The 16,152-nt window shown below is 64.9% G+C and carries 14 protein-coding genes; 7 read left to right on the forward strand and 7 right to left on the reverse strand.

The window, feature by feature from the left end:
* The first annotated feature begins 50 nt into the window (after window positions 1–50).
* The 3 genes from SH412_RS14440 to SH412_RS14450 all read left to right on the forward strand — a co-directional run bounded on the left by SH412_RS14440 (window position 51) and on the right by SH412_RS14450 (window position 4,718).
* Window positions 51–494, forward strand: coding sequence for a lipoprotein (locus tag SH412_RS14440; RefSeq protein ID WP_336518713.1), 444 nt, complete (start codon window positions 51–53; stop codon window positions 492–494).
* A 129-nt stretch (window positions 495–623) separates the two neighbouring features.
* A complete protein-coding gene (locus tag SH412_RS14445; RefSeq protein WP_336518714.1) occupies window positions 624–3,272 on the forward strand; it encodes a PSD1 and planctomycete cytochrome C domain-containing protein in 2,649 nt (882 codons plus the stop codon).
* A gap of 57 nt (window positions 3,273–3,329) precedes the next feature.
* Window positions 3,330–4,718 (forward strand): DUF1501 domain-containing protein, encoded by a 1,389-nt coding sequence (locus SH412_RS14450; protein WP_336518715.1) that lies wholly within the window; start codon window positions 3,330–3,332, stop codon window positions 4,716–4,718.
* Window positions 4,719–5,006: 288 nt separating this feature from the next.
* Here SH412_RS14450 and SH412_RS14455 read toward each other — a convergent pair whose 3' ends face one another.
* Entirely contained in the window at window positions 5,007–6,308 is a 1,302-nt protein-coding gene (locus SH412_RS14455) for an IS4 family transposase (RefSeq protein ID WP_419555790.1), read from the reverse strand.
* A 664-nt stretch (window positions 6,309–6,972) separates the two neighbouring features.
* Here SH412_RS14455 and SH412_RS14460 point away from each other — a divergent pair.
* Together SH412_RS14460 and SH412_RS14465 are read left to right on the forward strand one after the other, a co-directional pair.
* Window positions 6,973–7,227, forward strand: a complete 255-nt coding sequence (locus tag SH412_RS14460) for a hypothetical protein (protein ID WP_336518717.1) — start codon at window positions 6,973–6,975, stop codon at window positions 7,225–7,227.
* Window positions 7,228–7,315: 88 nt separating this feature from the next.
* Window positions 7,316–8,566, forward strand: a complete 1,251-nt coding sequence (locus SH412_RS14465; RefSeq protein WP_336518718.1) for a hypothetical protein — start codon at window positions 7,316–7,318, stop codon at window positions 8,564–8,566.
* Window positions 8,567–8,673: 107 nt separating this feature from the next.
* Here the strand turns inward: SH412_RS14465 and SH412_RS14470 are convergent, their stop codons facing one another.
* From SH412_RS14470 to SH412_RS14490, 5 genes are all read right to left on the reverse strand, one after another.
* Window positions 8,674–9,138: an RrF2 family transcriptional regulator gene (locus SH412_RS14470; RefSeq protein WP_336518719.1), complete on the reverse strand. Its 465-nt coding sequence runs from the start codon at window positions 9,136–9,138 to the stop codon at window positions 8,674–8,676.
* 102 nt (window positions 9,139–9,240) lie between these two features.
* A complete protein-coding gene (locus SH412_RS14475; RefSeq protein WP_336518720.1) occupies window positions 9,241–10,302 on the reverse strand; it encodes a sulfate/molybdate ABC transporter ATP-binding protein in 1,062 nt (353 codons plus the stop codon).
* Window positions 10,299–11,216, reverse strand: coding sequence for a sulfate ABC transporter permease subunit CysW (gene cysW / locus SH412_RS14480; RefSeq protein ID WP_336518721.1), 918 nt, complete (start codon window positions 11,214–11,216; stop codon window positions 10,299–10,301). The genes SH412_RS14475 and cysW overlap by 4 nt, the downstream gene beginning before the upstream one ends.
* On the reverse strand, window positions 11,206–12,024 hold the full coding sequence (gene cysT / locus SH412_RS14485) for a sulfate ABC transporter permease subunit CysT (protein WP_336518722.1): 819 nt from the start codon (window positions 12,022–12,024) through the stop codon (window positions 11,206–11,208). Before cysT ends, cysW begins: the two co-directional genes overlap by 11 nt.
* Window positions 12,025–12,082: 58 nt before the next feature.
* On the reverse strand, window positions 12,083–13,129 hold the full coding sequence (locus tag SH412_RS14490) for a sulfate ABC transporter substrate-binding protein (protein ID WP_336518723.1): 1,047 nt from the start codon (window positions 13,127–13,129) through the stop codon (window positions 12,083–12,085).
* Window positions 13,130–13,690: 561 nt separating this feature from the next.
* Between SH412_RS14490 and SH412_RS14495 the strand changes: the two genes are divergently transcribed.
* Window positions 13,691–14,839 (forward strand): DUF1559 domain-containing protein, encoded by a 1,149-nt coding sequence (locus SH412_RS14495; RefSeq protein WP_336518724.1) that lies wholly within the window; start codon window positions 13,691–13,693, stop codon window positions 14,837–14,839.
* Window positions 14,840–15,041: 202 nt separating this feature from the next.
* Entirely contained in the window at window positions 15,042–15,488 is a 447-nt protein-coding gene (locus SH412_RS14500; protein ID WP_336518725.1) for a hypothetical protein, read from the forward strand.
* A gap of 202 nt (window positions 15,489–15,690) precedes the next feature.
* Here the strand turns inward: SH412_RS14500 and SH412_RS14505 are convergent, their stop codons facing one another.
* A complete protein-coding gene (locus SH412_RS14505; protein ID WP_336518726.1) occupies window positions 15,691–16,140 on the reverse strand; it encodes a hypothetical protein in 450 nt (149 codons plus the stop codon).
* Window positions 16,141–16,152 lie beyond the last annotated feature (12 nt).

A 16,152-nucleotide genomic window follows, 5' to 3' on the forward strand; every position in this document is an offset into this window, starting at 1 on the left:
CATCCGTCCTTCCGAATCCGTCAGTTGCGAACCAACGTAAGGTGTCGTTCATGCCATTACTTTCTCGCTACGCCGCACCGAGGCTCGTCGCTCTGTTCGTTCTCAGCAGTCTCGTCGGTTGCGGCCAGTCCGGGCCGAAACTGGCGACCGTTTCCGGGGTTGTGACGGTGAATGGCGAGCCGACGCCCTTCGTGATGGTCGAGTTCCAGCCGGAAGAAAACGGTTCGCCGTCGATCGGCTACACCGACGGCGACGGCCGGTACACGCTGCAGTTCTCGCGGGATCGCCGAGGCGCAATGCTCGGCAAGCACGTTGTGCGACTCGACTTTGACTACGACCCCGGCTCCGACGATGCCCGTCCGCCGTTCAAGATTCCCGCCAAGTACAACAGGAACTCAGAGATCCGCGTGGAAGTCGCCAGCGGTTCCAACTCGCACGACTTCGAGATCCGCCTCGATCAGGAAATTGCCGAGAAGGCGACCAGGCGGCGTTAGCCGTGCAAAGAATCCCAGGTCCTTCGTGTGGTATTGCCGCTCGGAAACGCCTGGAACACTTTGGATTTCGTATTTCAACATGAACTTCGCCGGCAGACCCCTGCCGTCCCCGATGTGAAAGCCACGCTCATGTCTTTCAAACGCCAACTCCTGCCGCAGTACCTCGCGGCGCTCACGATTGCTGCTTCGTCGTCGCTGCTCGCCGCCGAGGCTACCGCTCCCGATCCGGCGAAGCTGGAGTTCTTCGAGAAGAAGATCCGGCCGCTGCTGGCGGAAAACTGCTACAACTGCCATTCAGCCGACAACAAGGCGGCCGGGGGGCTGCGGGTCGATGACCGCAACGGATTGCTGCAGGGGGGCAATCGGGGGGCGGCCGTTGTCGTGGGGGATCTGGACAAGAGCGTAATTCTCAAGGCCGTCCGGCACACCGACGAGAAGCTCAAGATGCCGCCGGACAACCGGCTGACTGATGAGCAGATCGCCGACCTCGAACGCTGGATTGTGGAAGGCGCCGTCTGGCCGCCCGTCAAGCTTTCCGACGGCCAGGGGGGCTGGAACGCCGACTACGACAAGCTTCGCAAAGAGCACTGGGCTTTCCAGCCGCTGACGCAGGCTGCGGTTCCGCCCGTGGCCGATGCGGCCTGGCCGCGGGATGACCTCGACCGTTTCGTGCTGGCCCGACTGGAACGGGAAAAACTGTCGCCCGTCTCCGATGCCGACAAGGCGGCGCTGTTGCGACGGGTGACCGCCGATCTGACCGGACTGCTGCCGACGCCCGCCGAGGTCGACGCCTTTGTTGCGGACGATTCCCCGCAGGCGTTCGAAACGGTGGTGGATCGCCTGCTGGCGTCGCCTGCCTTCGGGGAACGCTGGGGCCGGCACTGGCTCGACGTGGCCCGCTTCGGCGAATCGACCGGCTCGGCCCGCAACCTCCCCTACCCGCATGCCTGGCGGTATCGCGACTACGTCATCGACGCATTCAACAAGGACAAGCCGTACGACCAGTTTCTCCGCGAGCAGATCGCCGGCGACCTGTTGCCCGCCGATGCACCGGCGCAGCGGGACGAGCAACTGATCGCGACCGGCTTCCTGGCGCTGGGGGTCAAGGACGTCAATCAGCGATTCAAGGTCCGCTTCCTCATGGACAACATCGATGAGCAGATCGATACCGTCACGCGGGCCGCGCTGGGCCTGACCGTGAGCTGCGCCCGCTGCCACGATCACAAGTTCGATCCGGTCCCCGCGACCGACTACTACGCCCTCGCCGGCATCTTCCACAGCACCGACAACTGCTCGGGCCTGCGGAACAAGATGGGGGGCGGCGGCCTCGACTACTATGACACCTCGCAGCTGGTCACGCTCGGCGGCGAAGCCACGACCGCCGGCCCCGAACTGGAAGCCCAGATCGCCAAGGCCAAGGGCGAGTTCGAAGCGGCCCGCAAGGACTTTCAGAAAATCCAGGGGACGCCGGAAGGCCTGGCCCCGGGACCCAACGGCCGGCCGAAGCAGCAGCAGCTCCGCCAGAAAATGAACCGCAAGCAGGCCGAACTGAATGCCCTCACCGATCCGGCCGCCCGGGGGAACGTGGCCCACGGCGTACGCGATGCCAAGTCGGTCGGCGATACCGAGATCCGGGTTCGCGGCGAGGCCGAGAAACTGGGCCCGGTCGTGCCGCGCGGCTTTCTGACGGCCGTGCATGTTCCGAATGCCGCGCCGATCAACCCGGCCCAGAGCGGCCGGCTGGAGCTGGCTCAATGGATCGCCAGCCCGGAGAACCCGCTGGCTTCGCGGGTCATCGTCAACCGCATCTGGCAGCACGTGTTCGGGGCCGGTCTGGTGAGCACCGTCGATAACTTCGGCGTCACCGGCGATACGCCGTCCCATCCGGAACTGCTCGATTACCTCGCTGCGGAATTCGTCCGTGACGGCTGGTCGACCAAGCGTCTGGTGCGGCGGCTGCTGCTGACCCGCACCTATCAGCTCAGTGCTCAGTCCACCGACGCGCACCTGGCCGTCGATCCGCAGAATCGCCTGCTCTGGCGACATGCTCCCCGGCGGCTGGATGCCGAGGAAATTCGCGACGGGATGCTCGCCGCGGCGGGCCAGCTCGACCCCTCCCGCCCGGAGAAGTCTCCATCTCGCGAGTTGAAAGTGATTGAACTGCGGAACAACGGCCCCGAGGCCGCCGGTATCCTGTCGTTCGCCAAGGCTAGCCGCTCGCGGAGTATTTACCTGCCGCTGCTGCGGACGCTGGTTCCGGGCTCGCTGGAAGTCTTTGACTTCGCCGAACAGGGGATGGTCACGGGCCGGCGGGATACGACCACGGTGGCTCCGCAGGCCCTGTATCTGCTCAACGATCCGTTCGTGCTGCGGCAGTCGTTCTCGCTGGCGGACACGCTGCTGGCGGATGCGTCGCTCGACGACGACCGGCGGGTGCAACAGGCGTTTCGGACGATCCTCGGCCGACCGGCGACGGCATCCGAGCTGAGTCGGGCCCGCTTCTTTCTGGGGGACTATCAGGAGGCCGCGGGGGAAGTTCTGGCCGCAGTCGAAACGAACGCAGAGTCCGCCCCCGCCGACGCCTCGGCTCCCGAAGCTTTGGCGGCCGCGCCCGCGGCCAACGGCGGCGCAGCCGCGGTGGCGAATCCCGACGACGTCGAACAGACGTCGGCCGCGATTGCCGATGACGTACCTCGCCCCCGCGACGCTCGACAGGCCGCCTGGGCCGGTCTGGTGCAGGTCCTGTTTGGTTCCGCCGAGTTCCGCTATCTCCAGTAGAACGCTCCCCATTCCGCCGGCCGCGCTCGCCGGCTTTCACTCAGAAAGAGTCTGACCATGTCATTTGCACCGACGGCTTTCGATCGCCTTGTTTCGCGTCGCCAGGCTCTGCAGACCTCCAGCGCGGGCTTCGGCTTCCTCGCCCTCTCGGGACTGCTGGGCCTGCAGGCGAAGTCCGCCAGCGCCGGGGCGCGTCCCAACGCCGGCCCGCTGGCCCCCCGGCCGCAACAGTTTCCCGCCAAAGCCAAGCGGATCATCTTCCTGTTCATGGAAGGAGCGATGTCGCACGTCGACACCTTCGAACACAAGCCAACGCTGCAGGCCAGCGACGGCAAGACCGGTCCTGGCGGCGGAAAACTGGTCGCTTCGAAGTTCCAGTTCCAGCAGCATGGCGAGACCGGCGCGTGGGTCTCGGAGTTGTATCCGCATGTCGCTAAGCAGGTCGACAAGCTCTGCTTCATCCGCGGCCTGCACACCGACACGCCGGCCCATCCGCAGGCGGTGATTCAGCTCCATACCGGGGCGGCAAACGCCTCGCTGGTCCGGCCGTCCCTCGGAGCGTGGCTGCTGTATGGGCTGGGGACCGAGAATCAGGATCTGCCGGGTTACATCTCCGTGAACCCGTCGCCCAACTTCGGCGGGGCGATCAACTACGGCAGCGCGTTCCTGCCGGCCCACTACCAGGGGACGAAGATCAGCGATCTCGGTCAGCTCCCGAATCTGAACCCCAGCACCGCCGCTTCGCTGCAGCGCAAGCAGCTCGATCTGCTGCAGGATCTCAATCGCGGCCTGCAGGCCAGCCCGGCGGCGCCGACCGAGCTGGACGGCGTGATCCAGTCGTACGAGCTTGCCTTCCGCATGCAGGACAAAGTCCCCGAGCTGCTCGATATCTCCACGGAACCGCAGGGAGTCCTGGAGGCCTATGGCGTCAAACCGGGACCGGCGGGGAGCTTTGCCCGGCAGTGCCTGATGGCCCGCCGGCTGAGCGAGGCGGGGGTCCGCTTCGTCGAGATCCGTCAGCCCGGCTGGGATCACCACAACAATCTGCACAAGGGGCTCATCGCGAACTCAGCCGCGACCGATCAGCCGACGGCGGCCCTGCTGGCCGACCTCGAACAGCGCGGTCTGCTGGACGAGACGCTGGTCCTGTTTGGCAGCGAGTTCGGCCGGCTGCCGACGGCACAGGGAGTGGACGGCCGCGATCACAACATCACCGGCTATCCGATGTGGCTCGCAGGGGCGGGTGTCAAGCCGGGCTACTCGTACGGAGCGACGGACGAATTCGGCACGCACGCGGTGGAAGGCCGGATGCACACGACCGACCTGCACGCCACGCTGCTGGCGCTGATGGGCCTGGACCACGAGCAGCTCACGTACAACTATGCCGGCCGCGACTTCCGCCTGACGGACGTTGCCGGCCATGTGGTCCGGGAGATCTTTGCATAATTTGGCAGCCACACGACTTGCCCGAGCCCTCGGACGGCCACTTGGGGAGTTGGAGAGGTGGTGAGTGAGGAGTGGTGCGTGGCGAGTGAGGAGAAGAGGACGCGGAGCGTCTGAAGAGGCATTCCCGGGCGGAGCCTGGGAACGAGGGAATGCCGGTGGAGCTTGGGGTCGATCCGGCTGCGGGGGGGGATCGGGAGAAGACTCTGGCGAAGGCAGTGTCACGCTGCCGTGGATGCCGCAATTCGGCAGGCATTCACCCAATCTCGTTCGGCACGGTGCTTGCATAATCTATGGCGGCTGGGGGAAGGCGGCGAGGAGTTCTTCGTCGTCGGCCCAGCCGGTCATGTAGAGACAGACCATTTCATACGCTCGACGCGACAGGTTGCCTCCCGTCGCCAGGGCCAGGAGCAGCCCGGCGAGCAGCGAACAGTAGAGCTGGATCTCCACGCCCCGCGTCTTCGCCGAGAGCAGTTGCTGGCAGCCCAGCACCTGCTTCAGAAACCGGAAGAACAGCTCGATCTGCCACCGGCATTCATAGATTAGCACCACCTGTTCGGCCGGGAGATCCAGCAGCGTCGTGGCCAGGATCAGGCCTTCCCGCCCGGTCTGGTCGCTGCGAAGCCGCCCCTGCCTTGCCGAACTTGGTCGACCGGGCACTGGCTCGACGGTGATCCGCCGCACGACGTGATTGGTTCTTGCGGGACTGGCTCCGCTGCCGCCGCCCAGCGCGATCAGTTCATCCGCCACGACCCCCGCGGCGCGATCGGCTTCGGTGAGCGCGGGGAGTTGAACCGCATGACCGTTCGCGTCGTTGACCGGTCCCTCGACCACGCGACCGTCCCCGCGATTGAGCCGGCAGACGTAGTCGCAGCGGGCTTCGACCAGTTCGTTGAACACCACGGCCGAGCGATAGCCCCGGTCCAGAATATAAAGGTCTCCCGGCGCACCGGCGGGTTGCGGTTCGCGGGCCTGGATCTGCTGGAGCGTGACGGCGCGCTCGGAGTGCGGCCCTTTGGCCGGCTCCTCGGTGAGGGTCGAGGCCACGACCCTCTGGTCGTGAATGCGAAGCTGGGTGTGCAGCCGCCACTGGCCTTGAGAACCGCGTCCCAGCCGGGCGGCGATCTGCGGCAAGGCCGACAGCACGGTCCCGTCGACGGCGACGAGACGTTCGACGATCGGGTTGGGAAGGCGTCCCAGCCGACCGCTGCGGCTCACGCGGAACTGATGCCGGGCGAACTGGCGGCGGAGTTCGTGAACGAGTCCTTCCAGGAGCGAGGGATCGAAGACGGACGAGGCCTCGGAGAAGGCCCCGGCCGAGACCTTTTGCCCGCCGGCGAGCTGTTGGACCTTTTTCAGTCCCGAGGCTGCGACGAGCGCCCGGGCGGACTTGAGAACGGGGTTGAAGAAGCCGATCAGGAGGAGCGCGGCATACTGGCTGTAGAACAGCTGCCGGTTGCGAGCGGTGTCGCGTTCTGTCCCGCAGGGAGCCAATCGTTGCAGCAGCGGAAAGATGCGCCGCAGCAGGACGGTCCCGGCCAAAGGACCAATCAGCTCCCGCCGCTCCTCCTCCGTCAGCCCCTTCTCCGCCATCGCCACTCCCTCCGCAGGGAGAAAGACTACAATCTCAATCGGCCTGCGCAAAAAGCGTGCCGAACGAGATTGGGCGGGAGCCTGCCCTACGCGGCGGACGAGGACGTCCGCCGTACGTACCGCGATCGGCTCCGGCGGGCCGGCTTTCTTACGGCCGTCCCGCCGGAGTCCGTCTGGCGGTGATGTTGCGCCGGTGGAAGTCCCGGCGGCTCAGTCACGTTGATCAGGTTCGCCGGTTTTGCGGCCGGGTGAACGGGAAAAGCTCGACGTCGAGGCTGTGCGCACACGGGGTGCGCCCCTCGGACCGTTCTTGCGAACGGTCCGTCGCTGGGCCCTGATCAGGCCCGGTTTGACGGGAATCGTCCGGAACGCCGGCAGCGGACTGCCGACGCGCATGCTCCTATGTCCCCGTCATAAATAGCGAGTTTGTTGCGCGGAATTCACATAAGAAGTGGTTGGTGGGTCGTGGATGGTGGATGGGGAGGAGAGGGCGAAGAGGTGGTGCGTGTGGAGAAGCCGGAAGACGAAGAGGACGCGGAGCGTCTGAAGAGGCGTTCCCAGGCGGAGCCTGGGCTGCGCGAAATCCGTCGTTTTCAGGGGCAATTGGCCTCGGCGAATCGTCGCGTTTTTGTTCCACTGGGCTTTTTGTTCAAGGAGGAACGTCATGACCTGCGAAACCAGCGAAACAGCCGTCGCCCGGTATTCGTCGCCGGCGGGCAAGTTGGTGCGGTTCTTCGAGCGGAGTCGCAATCGGTGGAAGGCGAAGTCCGGCCAGTGGAAGCGAACCTGCAAGCTCCTGCAGAACCAGACCCGCGCCGTCGAGAAGAGCCGCGCGATGTGGCGCACGCGGGCCGCCGCGGCCGAACGCCGCGCGGCGGACCTGGAACGTGAGATCGCCGCCTTAAAATCCGGGCGCTGACCGGGTCGCCGACGCAGCCCCTGGCCCCCTCCCGGACGCCGTCCGACCGGCCCATCATGCGTATTCGGCAGCGGCCATCGGCCTGACGTTGCAGTTCTGTCTGGCCGGAGCGGTCAGCTTTCGCGGCTGCCGGGCGGTGGTCGAACTGCTGCGGGACAGCCTGCCCCAGTTCCGGGGGGCTCCTGCGGCCAATACTGCGGAAGCGTGGCTGCTGCGGCTGGGACTGCACGAGTTGCGGCGGCCCAAGGAATTCGCCGCCGACTGGGTGTTCCTCGTCGACCACACGCTGCAACTGGGGTCGCGGAAGTGTCTGGTCATCGCGGGGCTGCGATTGTCGGCGTGGAAAGCGCTGACGGCGCCGCTGACGCACCAGGATCTGACGCTGCTGGCGCTGCAGCCGGTCGAAAAATCCAGCGGCGAGATCGTCCAGCGGCAGCTCGCGGCTGCGGCCGGGCTGGTCGGCGTGCCGGCCGCCATCCTCAGCGACGAGGGTTCGGATCTTCTCGGCGGCGCTCAGCGTTTCCGCGAACAGCACCCGACGACGCAGGTGCTGCACGACATCGCCCACAAGACGGCGATCGTGCTCAAGCACGAACTGCTCGCCGATCCGCGGTGGATCGCGTTCGTCAAACACTGCGGGCAGACGCAGCCACGGGTGAAGCAGACGGAACTCGGACACCTTGCTCCCCCCACGCAGAAAGTCAAAGGGCGTTACTTGAACTTGGGGCCGCTGATCGGCTGGGGCGCCCGCATGCTGCGGCTGATCGACACGCCCGCGGCCGAACGTCCCGCGGGTCTCGACCTGACGCGGCTCGAGGAGAAGTTCGGCTGGATCCGCGACTTCCGGGAGGCGCTCGTGGACTGGAACGACTTGCAGGCGGTCAAGGACCACATGCTGGAGTTCCTGCGCGTGGCGGGCTACCACGCCGCCGCCGGCGAGACGCTGCGCCGGCAACTGGAGACGGTGGCCCGAACGCCTGCCGGTGAGCGTGCGGCGGCGCGGCTGGTGGAGTTCGTGAGCGAGCAGTCGAGCGGCGTGCTCCCCGGACAGAGTCTGCCGGCCAGCAGCGAAGTGCTGGAATCGCTGATCGGCAAGGGCAAGCGTTTGCAGGGCCAGCACAGCCGCGGCGGCTTTACGAAACTGATTCTGGGGATGGCCGCGTCGGTCGTGCGGATCAGCGAGGAAAAGATCTGCGAAGCCCTGAACGCCGTGCGGCATCGCGACCTGCTCGCGTGGATCGACGACCACTTAGGCAAGTCGCTGACAGCCCAGCGCCGCCAGGCCCTCCCCGTCCTTCCAGGAACAAAAGCCGGATCAACCGGGACCGCCAACAATTGACGATTTCGCGCAGCCCAGGCGGAGCCTGGGAACGAGGAGTGCTGTGGGGTTTCGAGTTGCGGGGCAGGACGCTCCAGGTTTTTGCGCGGGGCGTCGAGGCCGGCGCTTCAGATCCCATCCCCGCCCGTGAACGCGACGTCGAAGACTTCTTTGCGGGTCACCGGGGCCGTGGCGTAGACGATCGCCAGCGTGGCTTCGTCCATCCGGCGGGCGGTGTAGTTGCGGATGTCGAGCAGCACGCGGCGGAAGCGGCAGTGCCCTTCCTGGGAACAGGCTTCGTAGTGCGTGCTGGAGACACAGGCAATCGGCGCGAGCTGGCCGTCGAAGTGCCGGACCACCTGCCCCATCGTAATCTGTTCGGGCGGGCGACCGAGTTCGAACCCGCCGATCCGTCCCGGAATGCTCCGGACGATGCCGACGGACTTCAATTCGAGCATGATCTGTTCGAGGAACCGCCGCGGCACATCGTTCAGCTCGGCCAACTCCCGAATGGAAATCGGCCCTTCCCCCCGTCGTTCGACCAGCGTAAACAGAGCCCGCAGTGCATAATCCGATTTTCGCGACAGCTTCATCGCCGATTGCCCATCAAGCCGGTTGGAGATCGTTCTCAACATGCGTTGTAACGAAACGTCGGCATTGAACGCAACCCGCGGCCGGTTCAGGGCTTTCGAAGCTCAGATCACAAAGTCCTCGGGCATGAAAACCCGCATTCGCCGCGGCGAAACATACACCGTTTCGCCGATCGACGGTCGGAGATCGCTGTAGCGCTCCTGATTGAGGTCGACGTTGAGGGCGATGCCGAACTCCTCCGACCAGACCCTCAGCTTGGCAACTGAGCCGGCCGGGTTGATCTGCTGAATCTTGACCTCCAGCGAGTTCGTGCCGGCAGGCAGGCGGTGGAGATCGAGTTCGTGCGGACGGACGTAGGCCGTCGCATTCCGGCTGCCCACTTGCGGGTATTCCGGGCAGGCGATCTGCAGCCGGCCCATCAGCGCCATGCCGTTTTCGACGCGACCGTGGAACACGTTTACGTTTCCGAGAAAATCCATCACGAACGGCGTGGCGGGATGGTCGAAGACTTCCTGCGGCGTGCCGGCCTGTTCAATCCGGCCGCCGCGCATCACGACCACGCGGTCGGCGACTTCGAACGCCTCCTCCTGATCGTGAGTCACAAACACCGTCGTCAGATGGATCTCATCGTGGAGCTGCCGCAGCCATTGCCGGAGCTCCTGGCGGACCTTGGCGTCGAGGGCGCCGAACGGCTCGTCCAGCAGCAGAACACGGGGTTCGACCGCCAGCGCCCGCGCCAGGGCCACGCGCTGCCGCTGCCCCCCCGATAGCTGCGACGGGTATCGCTGTTCGAGGCCTTCCAGGCGGACCAGGTGCAGCAGTTCCCGCACCCGCTTGCCGATCGCGTCCTTGGGCTTCTTGCGGACCCGCATCCCGAACGCGACGTTCTCGAAAACCGACATGTGCCGGAACAGCGCGTAGTGCTGGAACACGAACCCCACCTGCCGATCGCGCGCCGCCGCATGCGTCACGTCTTCGTCGGCATAGCCGATCGTGCCGCTGTCGGCGGTTTCCAGGCCGGCAATGATCCGCAGCAGCGTCGTCTTGCCCGATCCGGAAGGCCCCAGCAGCGCCAGCAGTTCGCCGCCGGGAACGTCCAGGCTGACGTCGCTCAGCGCGGTGAAGGAACCGTAGGTCTTATTCAGATTTCGGACGGCGATACTCATACGGACTCCTCTTCGGCCGCGGCCTGTTCGTCGGCCCGGCTGGCCAGATCCTGGCGGGCCAGGCGTTCCAGCACGAGTTTGAATGTCAGCGTGGCCAGCGCCAGCAACGTCAGCAGCGATGCGACCGCGTACGATCCCGGGTTGTTGTATTCCTGGAACAGTTTTTCGACCCGCAGCGGCATGGTGTCGGTCTGACCGGCGATGTGCCCGGAGACTACGTACACCGCACCGAATTCTCCCATCGCCCGCGCGTTGCAGAGGATGATGCCGTAGAACAGGCCCCACTTGATGTTGGGGAGCGTCACTCGCCAGAACATCTGCCAGCCGTTGGCCCCCAGACTGATCGCCGCGACTTCTTCGTCGGATCCCTGGGCCTCCATGACGGGGATCAATTCCCGCGCCACGAAGGGCAGCGTCACAAAAGCCGTGACAAGAATCAGCCCCGGCAGCGAGAAGATGAGCTGAATGCCGTGATCCTTCAGCCACGGACCGAGATAGCCCTGGCGGCCGAACAGCAGCATGAACATCAGCCCCGCCACGATCGGCGAAATCGCAAACGGCAGATCGATCAGCGTCGTCAGCAGCGTCCGTCCCGCGAAGCGGAACCGCGCGATCGCCCAGGCCGCCGCCAGGCCGAAGATCACATTCATCACCACAGCGGCCGGAGCGACCAGCAGCGTCAACCAGATGGCGTGCCGCGTGTCTTTGTCGGCGGTCAGGTTCTTCCAGTAAGTCCCGGCCCCCGCGGCGAAGGCCTCGTAAAACACATTGGCCACGGGGATCACCACCAGCAGCCCCAGCGTGCCGATCGCCAGCGCGATCAGCGTCCAGCGGAGCCACCACGGATCTTCCTGAGACCGCCGGCCGGTGGCGTGCCCCGCCGCTGCGACCAGCCCGCCCGGTTTAAGCGCCATAGCGCGACACCCTCCGTTCCAGCAAGTTGATCACGGCCAGCATCGCGAACGACGCCACCAGCAGCACCACGGCGATCGCCGTCGCTTCGGCGTAGGCGAATTCTTCGAGCCGGGAGACGATCAGCACCGGAGCGATCTCGGTCTTGAAGGGCATGTTGCCCGAGACGAAGACCACCGACCCGTACTCCCCCAGCGCCCGCGCGAACGTCAGCGCGAAGCCCGTCAACAAAGCCGGATAGAGCGGCGGCAGAATCACCCGGCGAAAGGTGAACCAGCGCGAAGCCCCGAGGCACGCCGCGGCGTCTTCGACCTCGGCATCCAGGCTTTCGAGGACCGGTTGCACCGTCCGGACGACGAACGGCAGGCCGATGAACGACAGCACCAGCACGATCGCCAGCTCGGAGTAGGCCCCCTTGATCCCCAGCGGGACCAGAAACTGCCCCAGCCAACCTTTTTCGACGTACAGATTCGAGTAGACCAGCCCCGCCACGGCCGTCGGCAGGGCGAAGGGGAGATCGACCAAGGCGTCGAAGACCGACTTCAGCGGGAACTCGTACCGCACCAGCACCCAGGCCAGCAGCAGCCCCAGCCAGCAGTCGATGACCGAGGCCGCCAGCGACGTGCGGAGCGTCAGCCAGTAGGCCGCCTGCGCCCGGTCGGTCCAGACCGCCCGGAAGAACTCCGCCGCCGTCAGCGAACTCGCCTTCAGAACGCACGCTGCGAGCGGTACGAGGACCAGCGCCGCCAGATACAGCACCGTCCAGCTCACGCTCAGTCGAAATCCCGGCAGAATCCGCCGTGCCGCCATGTTCTCCACCCCTTGTCAGACCGTCGTCAGCCGCTGCGTTGTCGCTCACGGCCGCGGGCTATTTGTCGGCCCCGCGGCTGGCCGGGTGGTAAATCTGATCGAAGATTCCGCCTTCGGCGAAGAACGTCTTCTGCGCTTCGTCCCAGCTTCCGGAGATCTTCGACAGCGGAAACAGTTCGATCGTCGGGAACTGCCCGGCGTGCTTCGCCAGGATGTCCGGGTCGGTCGGCCGAAAGAAATGCTTCGCGATGATTTCCTGACCGGCGGGCGTGTAGAGGAACTTCAGATAGGCTTCGGCGGCGTTCCGCGTCCCCTTCTGATCGACAACCTTGTCGACGACCGTCATGTGAGGTTCGTGCAGAATGCTGATCGAGGGATAAACGATTTCGACGGCGCCCTTCGACTCCTGGACTTCGAGGTAGGCTTCGCTCTCCATCGCCAGATGGACGTCGCCGATCCCTTTCTGGGCGAACGTCGTCGTCGCCCCGCGGGCGCCGGTGTCGAGGACCGGCACCTGCAGGTAGAGTTTGCGGAGCAGTTCCCGCGCATCCGCTTCGGAACCGCCCCGCAGGACGACGCTACCCCAGGCGGCCAGCAGGCTCAATCGGCCGTTGCCGGACGTCTTGGGATTGGGGGTGATGATCTCGGTGCCGGGCCGAACCAGGTCGCCCCAGTCCTTGATCGCCTTGGGGTTTCCCTTGCGGACCACAAACACCACGGTGGAGGTATAGGGGAGCGAGCGGTTCGGCAGCCCGTCGTCCCAGCCTTCACGGAGCAGTCCCTGCTTGCGGAGGGCGTCGGTATCGGGCCAGAGCGACAGCGTCGCCACATCGGCTTCCAGGCCGTCGATAATGGCCCGGGCCTGACTCCCCGACGCGGCGTGCGACTGCTTGATCTCCAGGTCCACCCCGGTCTCCGCTTTGTACAGCGGGACGAAGGCCTCGTTGAGATCCCGCCAGAGCTCCCGGGTGGGATCGTAAGAGACGTTGAGCAGTTCGAGCCTGGCGGGCGCCCCGGCCGCCTTTTCCGGGCTTGGGCCACTGCAACCGGCCAGCAGCAGCAGCAGGGCGAAGAACAGCGTCAGCGAACGTTCGGGAGCGGGCATTGGGCCACCATCACTTCGGGCTGGAAACAGATGTCACGGCGAAGAGAGATCGACCGTTCGGCCAACCCCACGATAATTCCATGACTTTATTGGTGGTAGTTTGTCGGAGAGCAATGGCGGATGCAACCATAACCGGCGGAATCTGCCTCCCGACAACGCAAAGCACGGAGGAATCCCTGACGAAATTCTTCGTTAATCGTTTTGTGACAGACATTTGAGGCACATTGCGCAATGGACTGAGCCGGATGAATCGTAGATGGGATTTCGCGTGGCGGCGGTTTGGGTTGGCCTGGAAAAATCTCCGACTGCTTCAGTGCGGACTCTTGACAATCCGGCGATCACAAATACAATCCCGACTCAATTGGTGATCGAATTGTCGATTTCATTGCCATCGGAATGACGCCTGCAACCCGCAAACTCGGAATGCCGCACCGGCCGTCAAATCAGGGCCATCGCCGGAAAGGGAAAACCATGCTGTGTTGTCGCTGAGCCCCTCCCTCCCCCTCGACATCCGCCAGCTTTCGTGCATCAACCACAACCGAGAAGATTCGGAGATCCGCCGTGAAGAAACTGTCTGTCCCGCCGATGAAGCCGAGCCCGCTGCGGGCGGCCTTCACCCTGATCGAGCTGCTCGTCGTGATCGCCATCATCGCGATCCTGATCGCGCTGCTCCTCCCCGCCGTCCAGCAGGCCCGCGAAGCTGCGCGGCGCACGCAATGCCGTAACAATCTCAAGCAGATCGGGCTGGCCTTCCACAATTTCGAGAGCACCTACACCTACTTGCCGACCAGCCTGCGTCCGCCCACCGCCAACACGGTCCGACTGGCCCTGCTCACCGAATTGCTCCCCTACATCGAACAGGCCCCGTTGTTCAACAATTACAACCAGACGATTAACTGGAGCGTCGGGACCAACATTCCGATCTCGCAGACGAGAATTGCGGCCTTTCAGTGCCCGTCCGACGTCGATGCGGGGGTGCTCGACACGGCGCCGCCCGGAAGTGCGTTCACTCCCAATATCGCGTCGACGAGCAGCTACTCCCCGATCTTTGGAATCGCCCCCGGAGTCTTCACGATCACCCTGGGGATTCCCGCCCCGGGCACGTTCGTCGACCCGGCCGAACAGGCGCAGGGACTGGCCGCTCCTTACACGTACGTGGCGGGGTTCTTCCCCAAGAACGCGACCATCGATCCCGTCACCGGCCTGAAAACGCGACAGGGCAGGAAATTCCGGGACGTCACCGACGGTTTGAGCAACACCATCGCAATCGCGGAGTCCGCCGGGCGCCCCTTCGTCTATGTGCGGGGTCCCAAGAAATTGACGGGGGGGAACGCGCTGGTCGACACGGATTCCGCGTCGTCCAGCACCGACCGGCTCAACTCGGGGGGCTGGTCGCGCCCCGCCAGCGACATCATTATTTTTGGCGAGACTCCCGCCGCGACCGGCGTGCTGGGGGGAGCGATCGCGATTAATGCGACCAACGGTCACAACATCCGCGGGCAGTCTTACGGCAGCGCTGGAATCGCTTCAACGATCCTCGGGCTGCCGATCGCCACCCACGGTACGGGCTCGCCATTCTCGTTCCACACCGGCGGAGCCCACTTCACGACGGGCGACGGGGCCGTCCGGTTCGTCAGCGAGAACGTGGACTTCCGGACCTTCGTCGGTCTCTGCACCCCCTCCGGCGGAGAAGTCCTGGGCGAGTTCTAGAGAGTCGTCGCGCGTCGCGTTCCGGGAGCGCAACTCTCCCGGAATGCTCTCCATCGAAGCCAGAGAGGCGCCCCGGCGAACGGGGCGCCAGCTCGGCTCCGATTCGTACGGAACAGGGAAATTCGCGGGGGAAAACTCCGACTCGATGGCCTGCGACCGACGGGCCGGGTGACGAATTTCGAGACTGGAAGGTCACAGAAGCATGTCTGCAGAACGTCTCTCATCCCGCGGAATGTCGGCCCTTTGCGGCCTGCTGTCGATCGTGCTCGTCTGCGGCTGCGGAAAGAGCAAGCCCTGGGACAAAGTCGTCCCTGTCAAAGGCGCGGTGACCTATAAGGGGAAGCCGGTGAAAGACGCGGAGCTGGCCTTTTTTCCGGTTGTGGAGGAAGGCTTTCCCGAGTCGGTTCGTCCGTGGGCCAAAACGAGCGAGAACGGCGAGTTCGCCGTTTCGACCTACAACAACGGCGACGGCGCACCGACGGGGCGATACAAAGTGACCGTGATTCACCATGAGATCGTCATCTCCGGAGGATCGATGGGCTCGAAGCCGAACGATCTCCCGAAGAAGTACGCCTCGAAAGACTCCACGGACCTGGTGATCGACGTCGCCGAGGGAGAAACGACGCTCCCGCCGTTTGAGTTGAAGTGAATTCGGGGTTCGCCCGCGACGAAGAATTCCGTCCCCGAACGACGAGCCAACGGCTGACTGCAGCCTGGCGGAATTCAGGGAGACTGGGCGGCGGATTTCGAGTCCCGGGACTCTGAACGATCTCGCCCAGCGCGCTGGGGGCGGCCCAAAGCGGCCGACCCCAGCCACCCCAATTCAGATTCCATTTGCGTGTAACAAAGCCTTAGATGTCGATATTCACGGTGATCCCCTGATCGACGATTTCGACCGTCTTCGGAGAAGTCTTCGGGCTGGTCCACTCCTTCGGGAACGGATACTTCACCTGGGGCATCCCGCCAAACTTCCTCCCTTCTCCCGACAGTCGGGTGGCTTCCTCCAGCGAGATCGGACCTTCCTTGATGGCGCCGCCGCCGAGCACGACCTTGAACTTGCCCGCCGTGGCGCCGCGGTCGCCGTTGGTTGCGATCTTGAAATTGCCCTCCTCGTCGGTCACGCCCGAGCAGGGCTGGGCCTTCGAAGTCGTATCGGCGGGCATGAGCTGCACGACGATTTCCTTGAGCGGCTTGCCATCGACTTTCAGGTTGCCGGTGACGGGATACAGCTTCGGCGGGGCGATTCCCGGCGACGAGCACCCCAGCACGCACAGCAACAGCAAACCGATCGAACGACGCATTGGATTTCTCCT

It is taken from the genome of Planctellipticum variicoloris (assembly GCF_030622045.1).
GTDB lineage: Bacteria > Planctomycetota > Planctomycetia > Planctomycetales > Planctomycetaceae > Planctellipticum > Planctellipticum variicoloris.

Bases quoted from the DNA above. Each gene is read 5' to 3' on its own strand.
- SH412_RS14460 (WP_336518717.1), top strand. From the start codon at position 6,973: ATGACCTGCGAAACCAGCGAAACAGCCGTCGCCCGGTATTCGTCGCCG.
- SH412_RS14440 (WP_336518713.1), top strand. From the start codon at position 51: ATGCCATTACTTTCTCGCTACGCCGCACCGAGGCTCGTCGCTCTGTTC.
- SH412_RS14475 (WP_336518720.1), bottom strand. From the start codon at position 10,302: ATGAGTATCGCCGTCCGAAATCTGAATAAGACCTACGGTTCCTTCACC.
- cysT (WP_336518722.1), bottom strand. From the start codon at position 12,024: ATGGCGGCACGGCGGATTCTGCCGGGATTTCGACTGAGCGTGAGCTGG.
- cysW (WP_336518721.1), bottom strand. From the start codon at position 11,216: ATGGCGCTTAAACCGGGCGGGCTGGTCGCAGCGGCGGGGCACGCCACC.
- SH412_RS14450 (WP_336518715.1), top strand. From the start codon at position 3,330: ATGTCATTTGCACCGACGGCTTTCGATCGCCTTGTTTCGCGTCGCCAG.
- SH412_RS14490 (WP_336518723.1), bottom strand. From the start codon at position 13,129: ATGCCCGCTCCCGAACGTTCGCTGACGCTGTTCTTCGCCCTGCTGCTG.
- SH412_RS14500 (WP_336518725.1), top strand. From the start codon at position 15,042: ATGTCTGCAGAACGTCTCTCATCCCGCGGAATGTCGGCCCTTTGCGGC.
- SH412_RS14505 (WP_336518726.1), bottom strand. From the start codon at position 16,140: ATGCGTCGTTCGATCGGTTTGCTGTTGCTGTGCGTGCTGGGGTGCTCG.
- SH412_RS14470 (WP_336518719.1), bottom strand. From the start codon at position 9,138: ATGAAGCTGTCGCGAAAATCGGATTATGCACTGCGGGCTCTGTTTACG.
- SH412_RS14445 (WP_336518714.1), top strand. From the start codon at position 624: ATGTCTTTCAAACGCCAACTCCTGCCGCAGTACCTCGCGGCGCTCACG.
- SH412_RS14455 (WP_419555790.1), bottom strand. From the start codon at position 6,308: ATGGCGGAGAAGGGGCTGACGGAGGAGGAGCGGCGGGAGCTGATTGGT.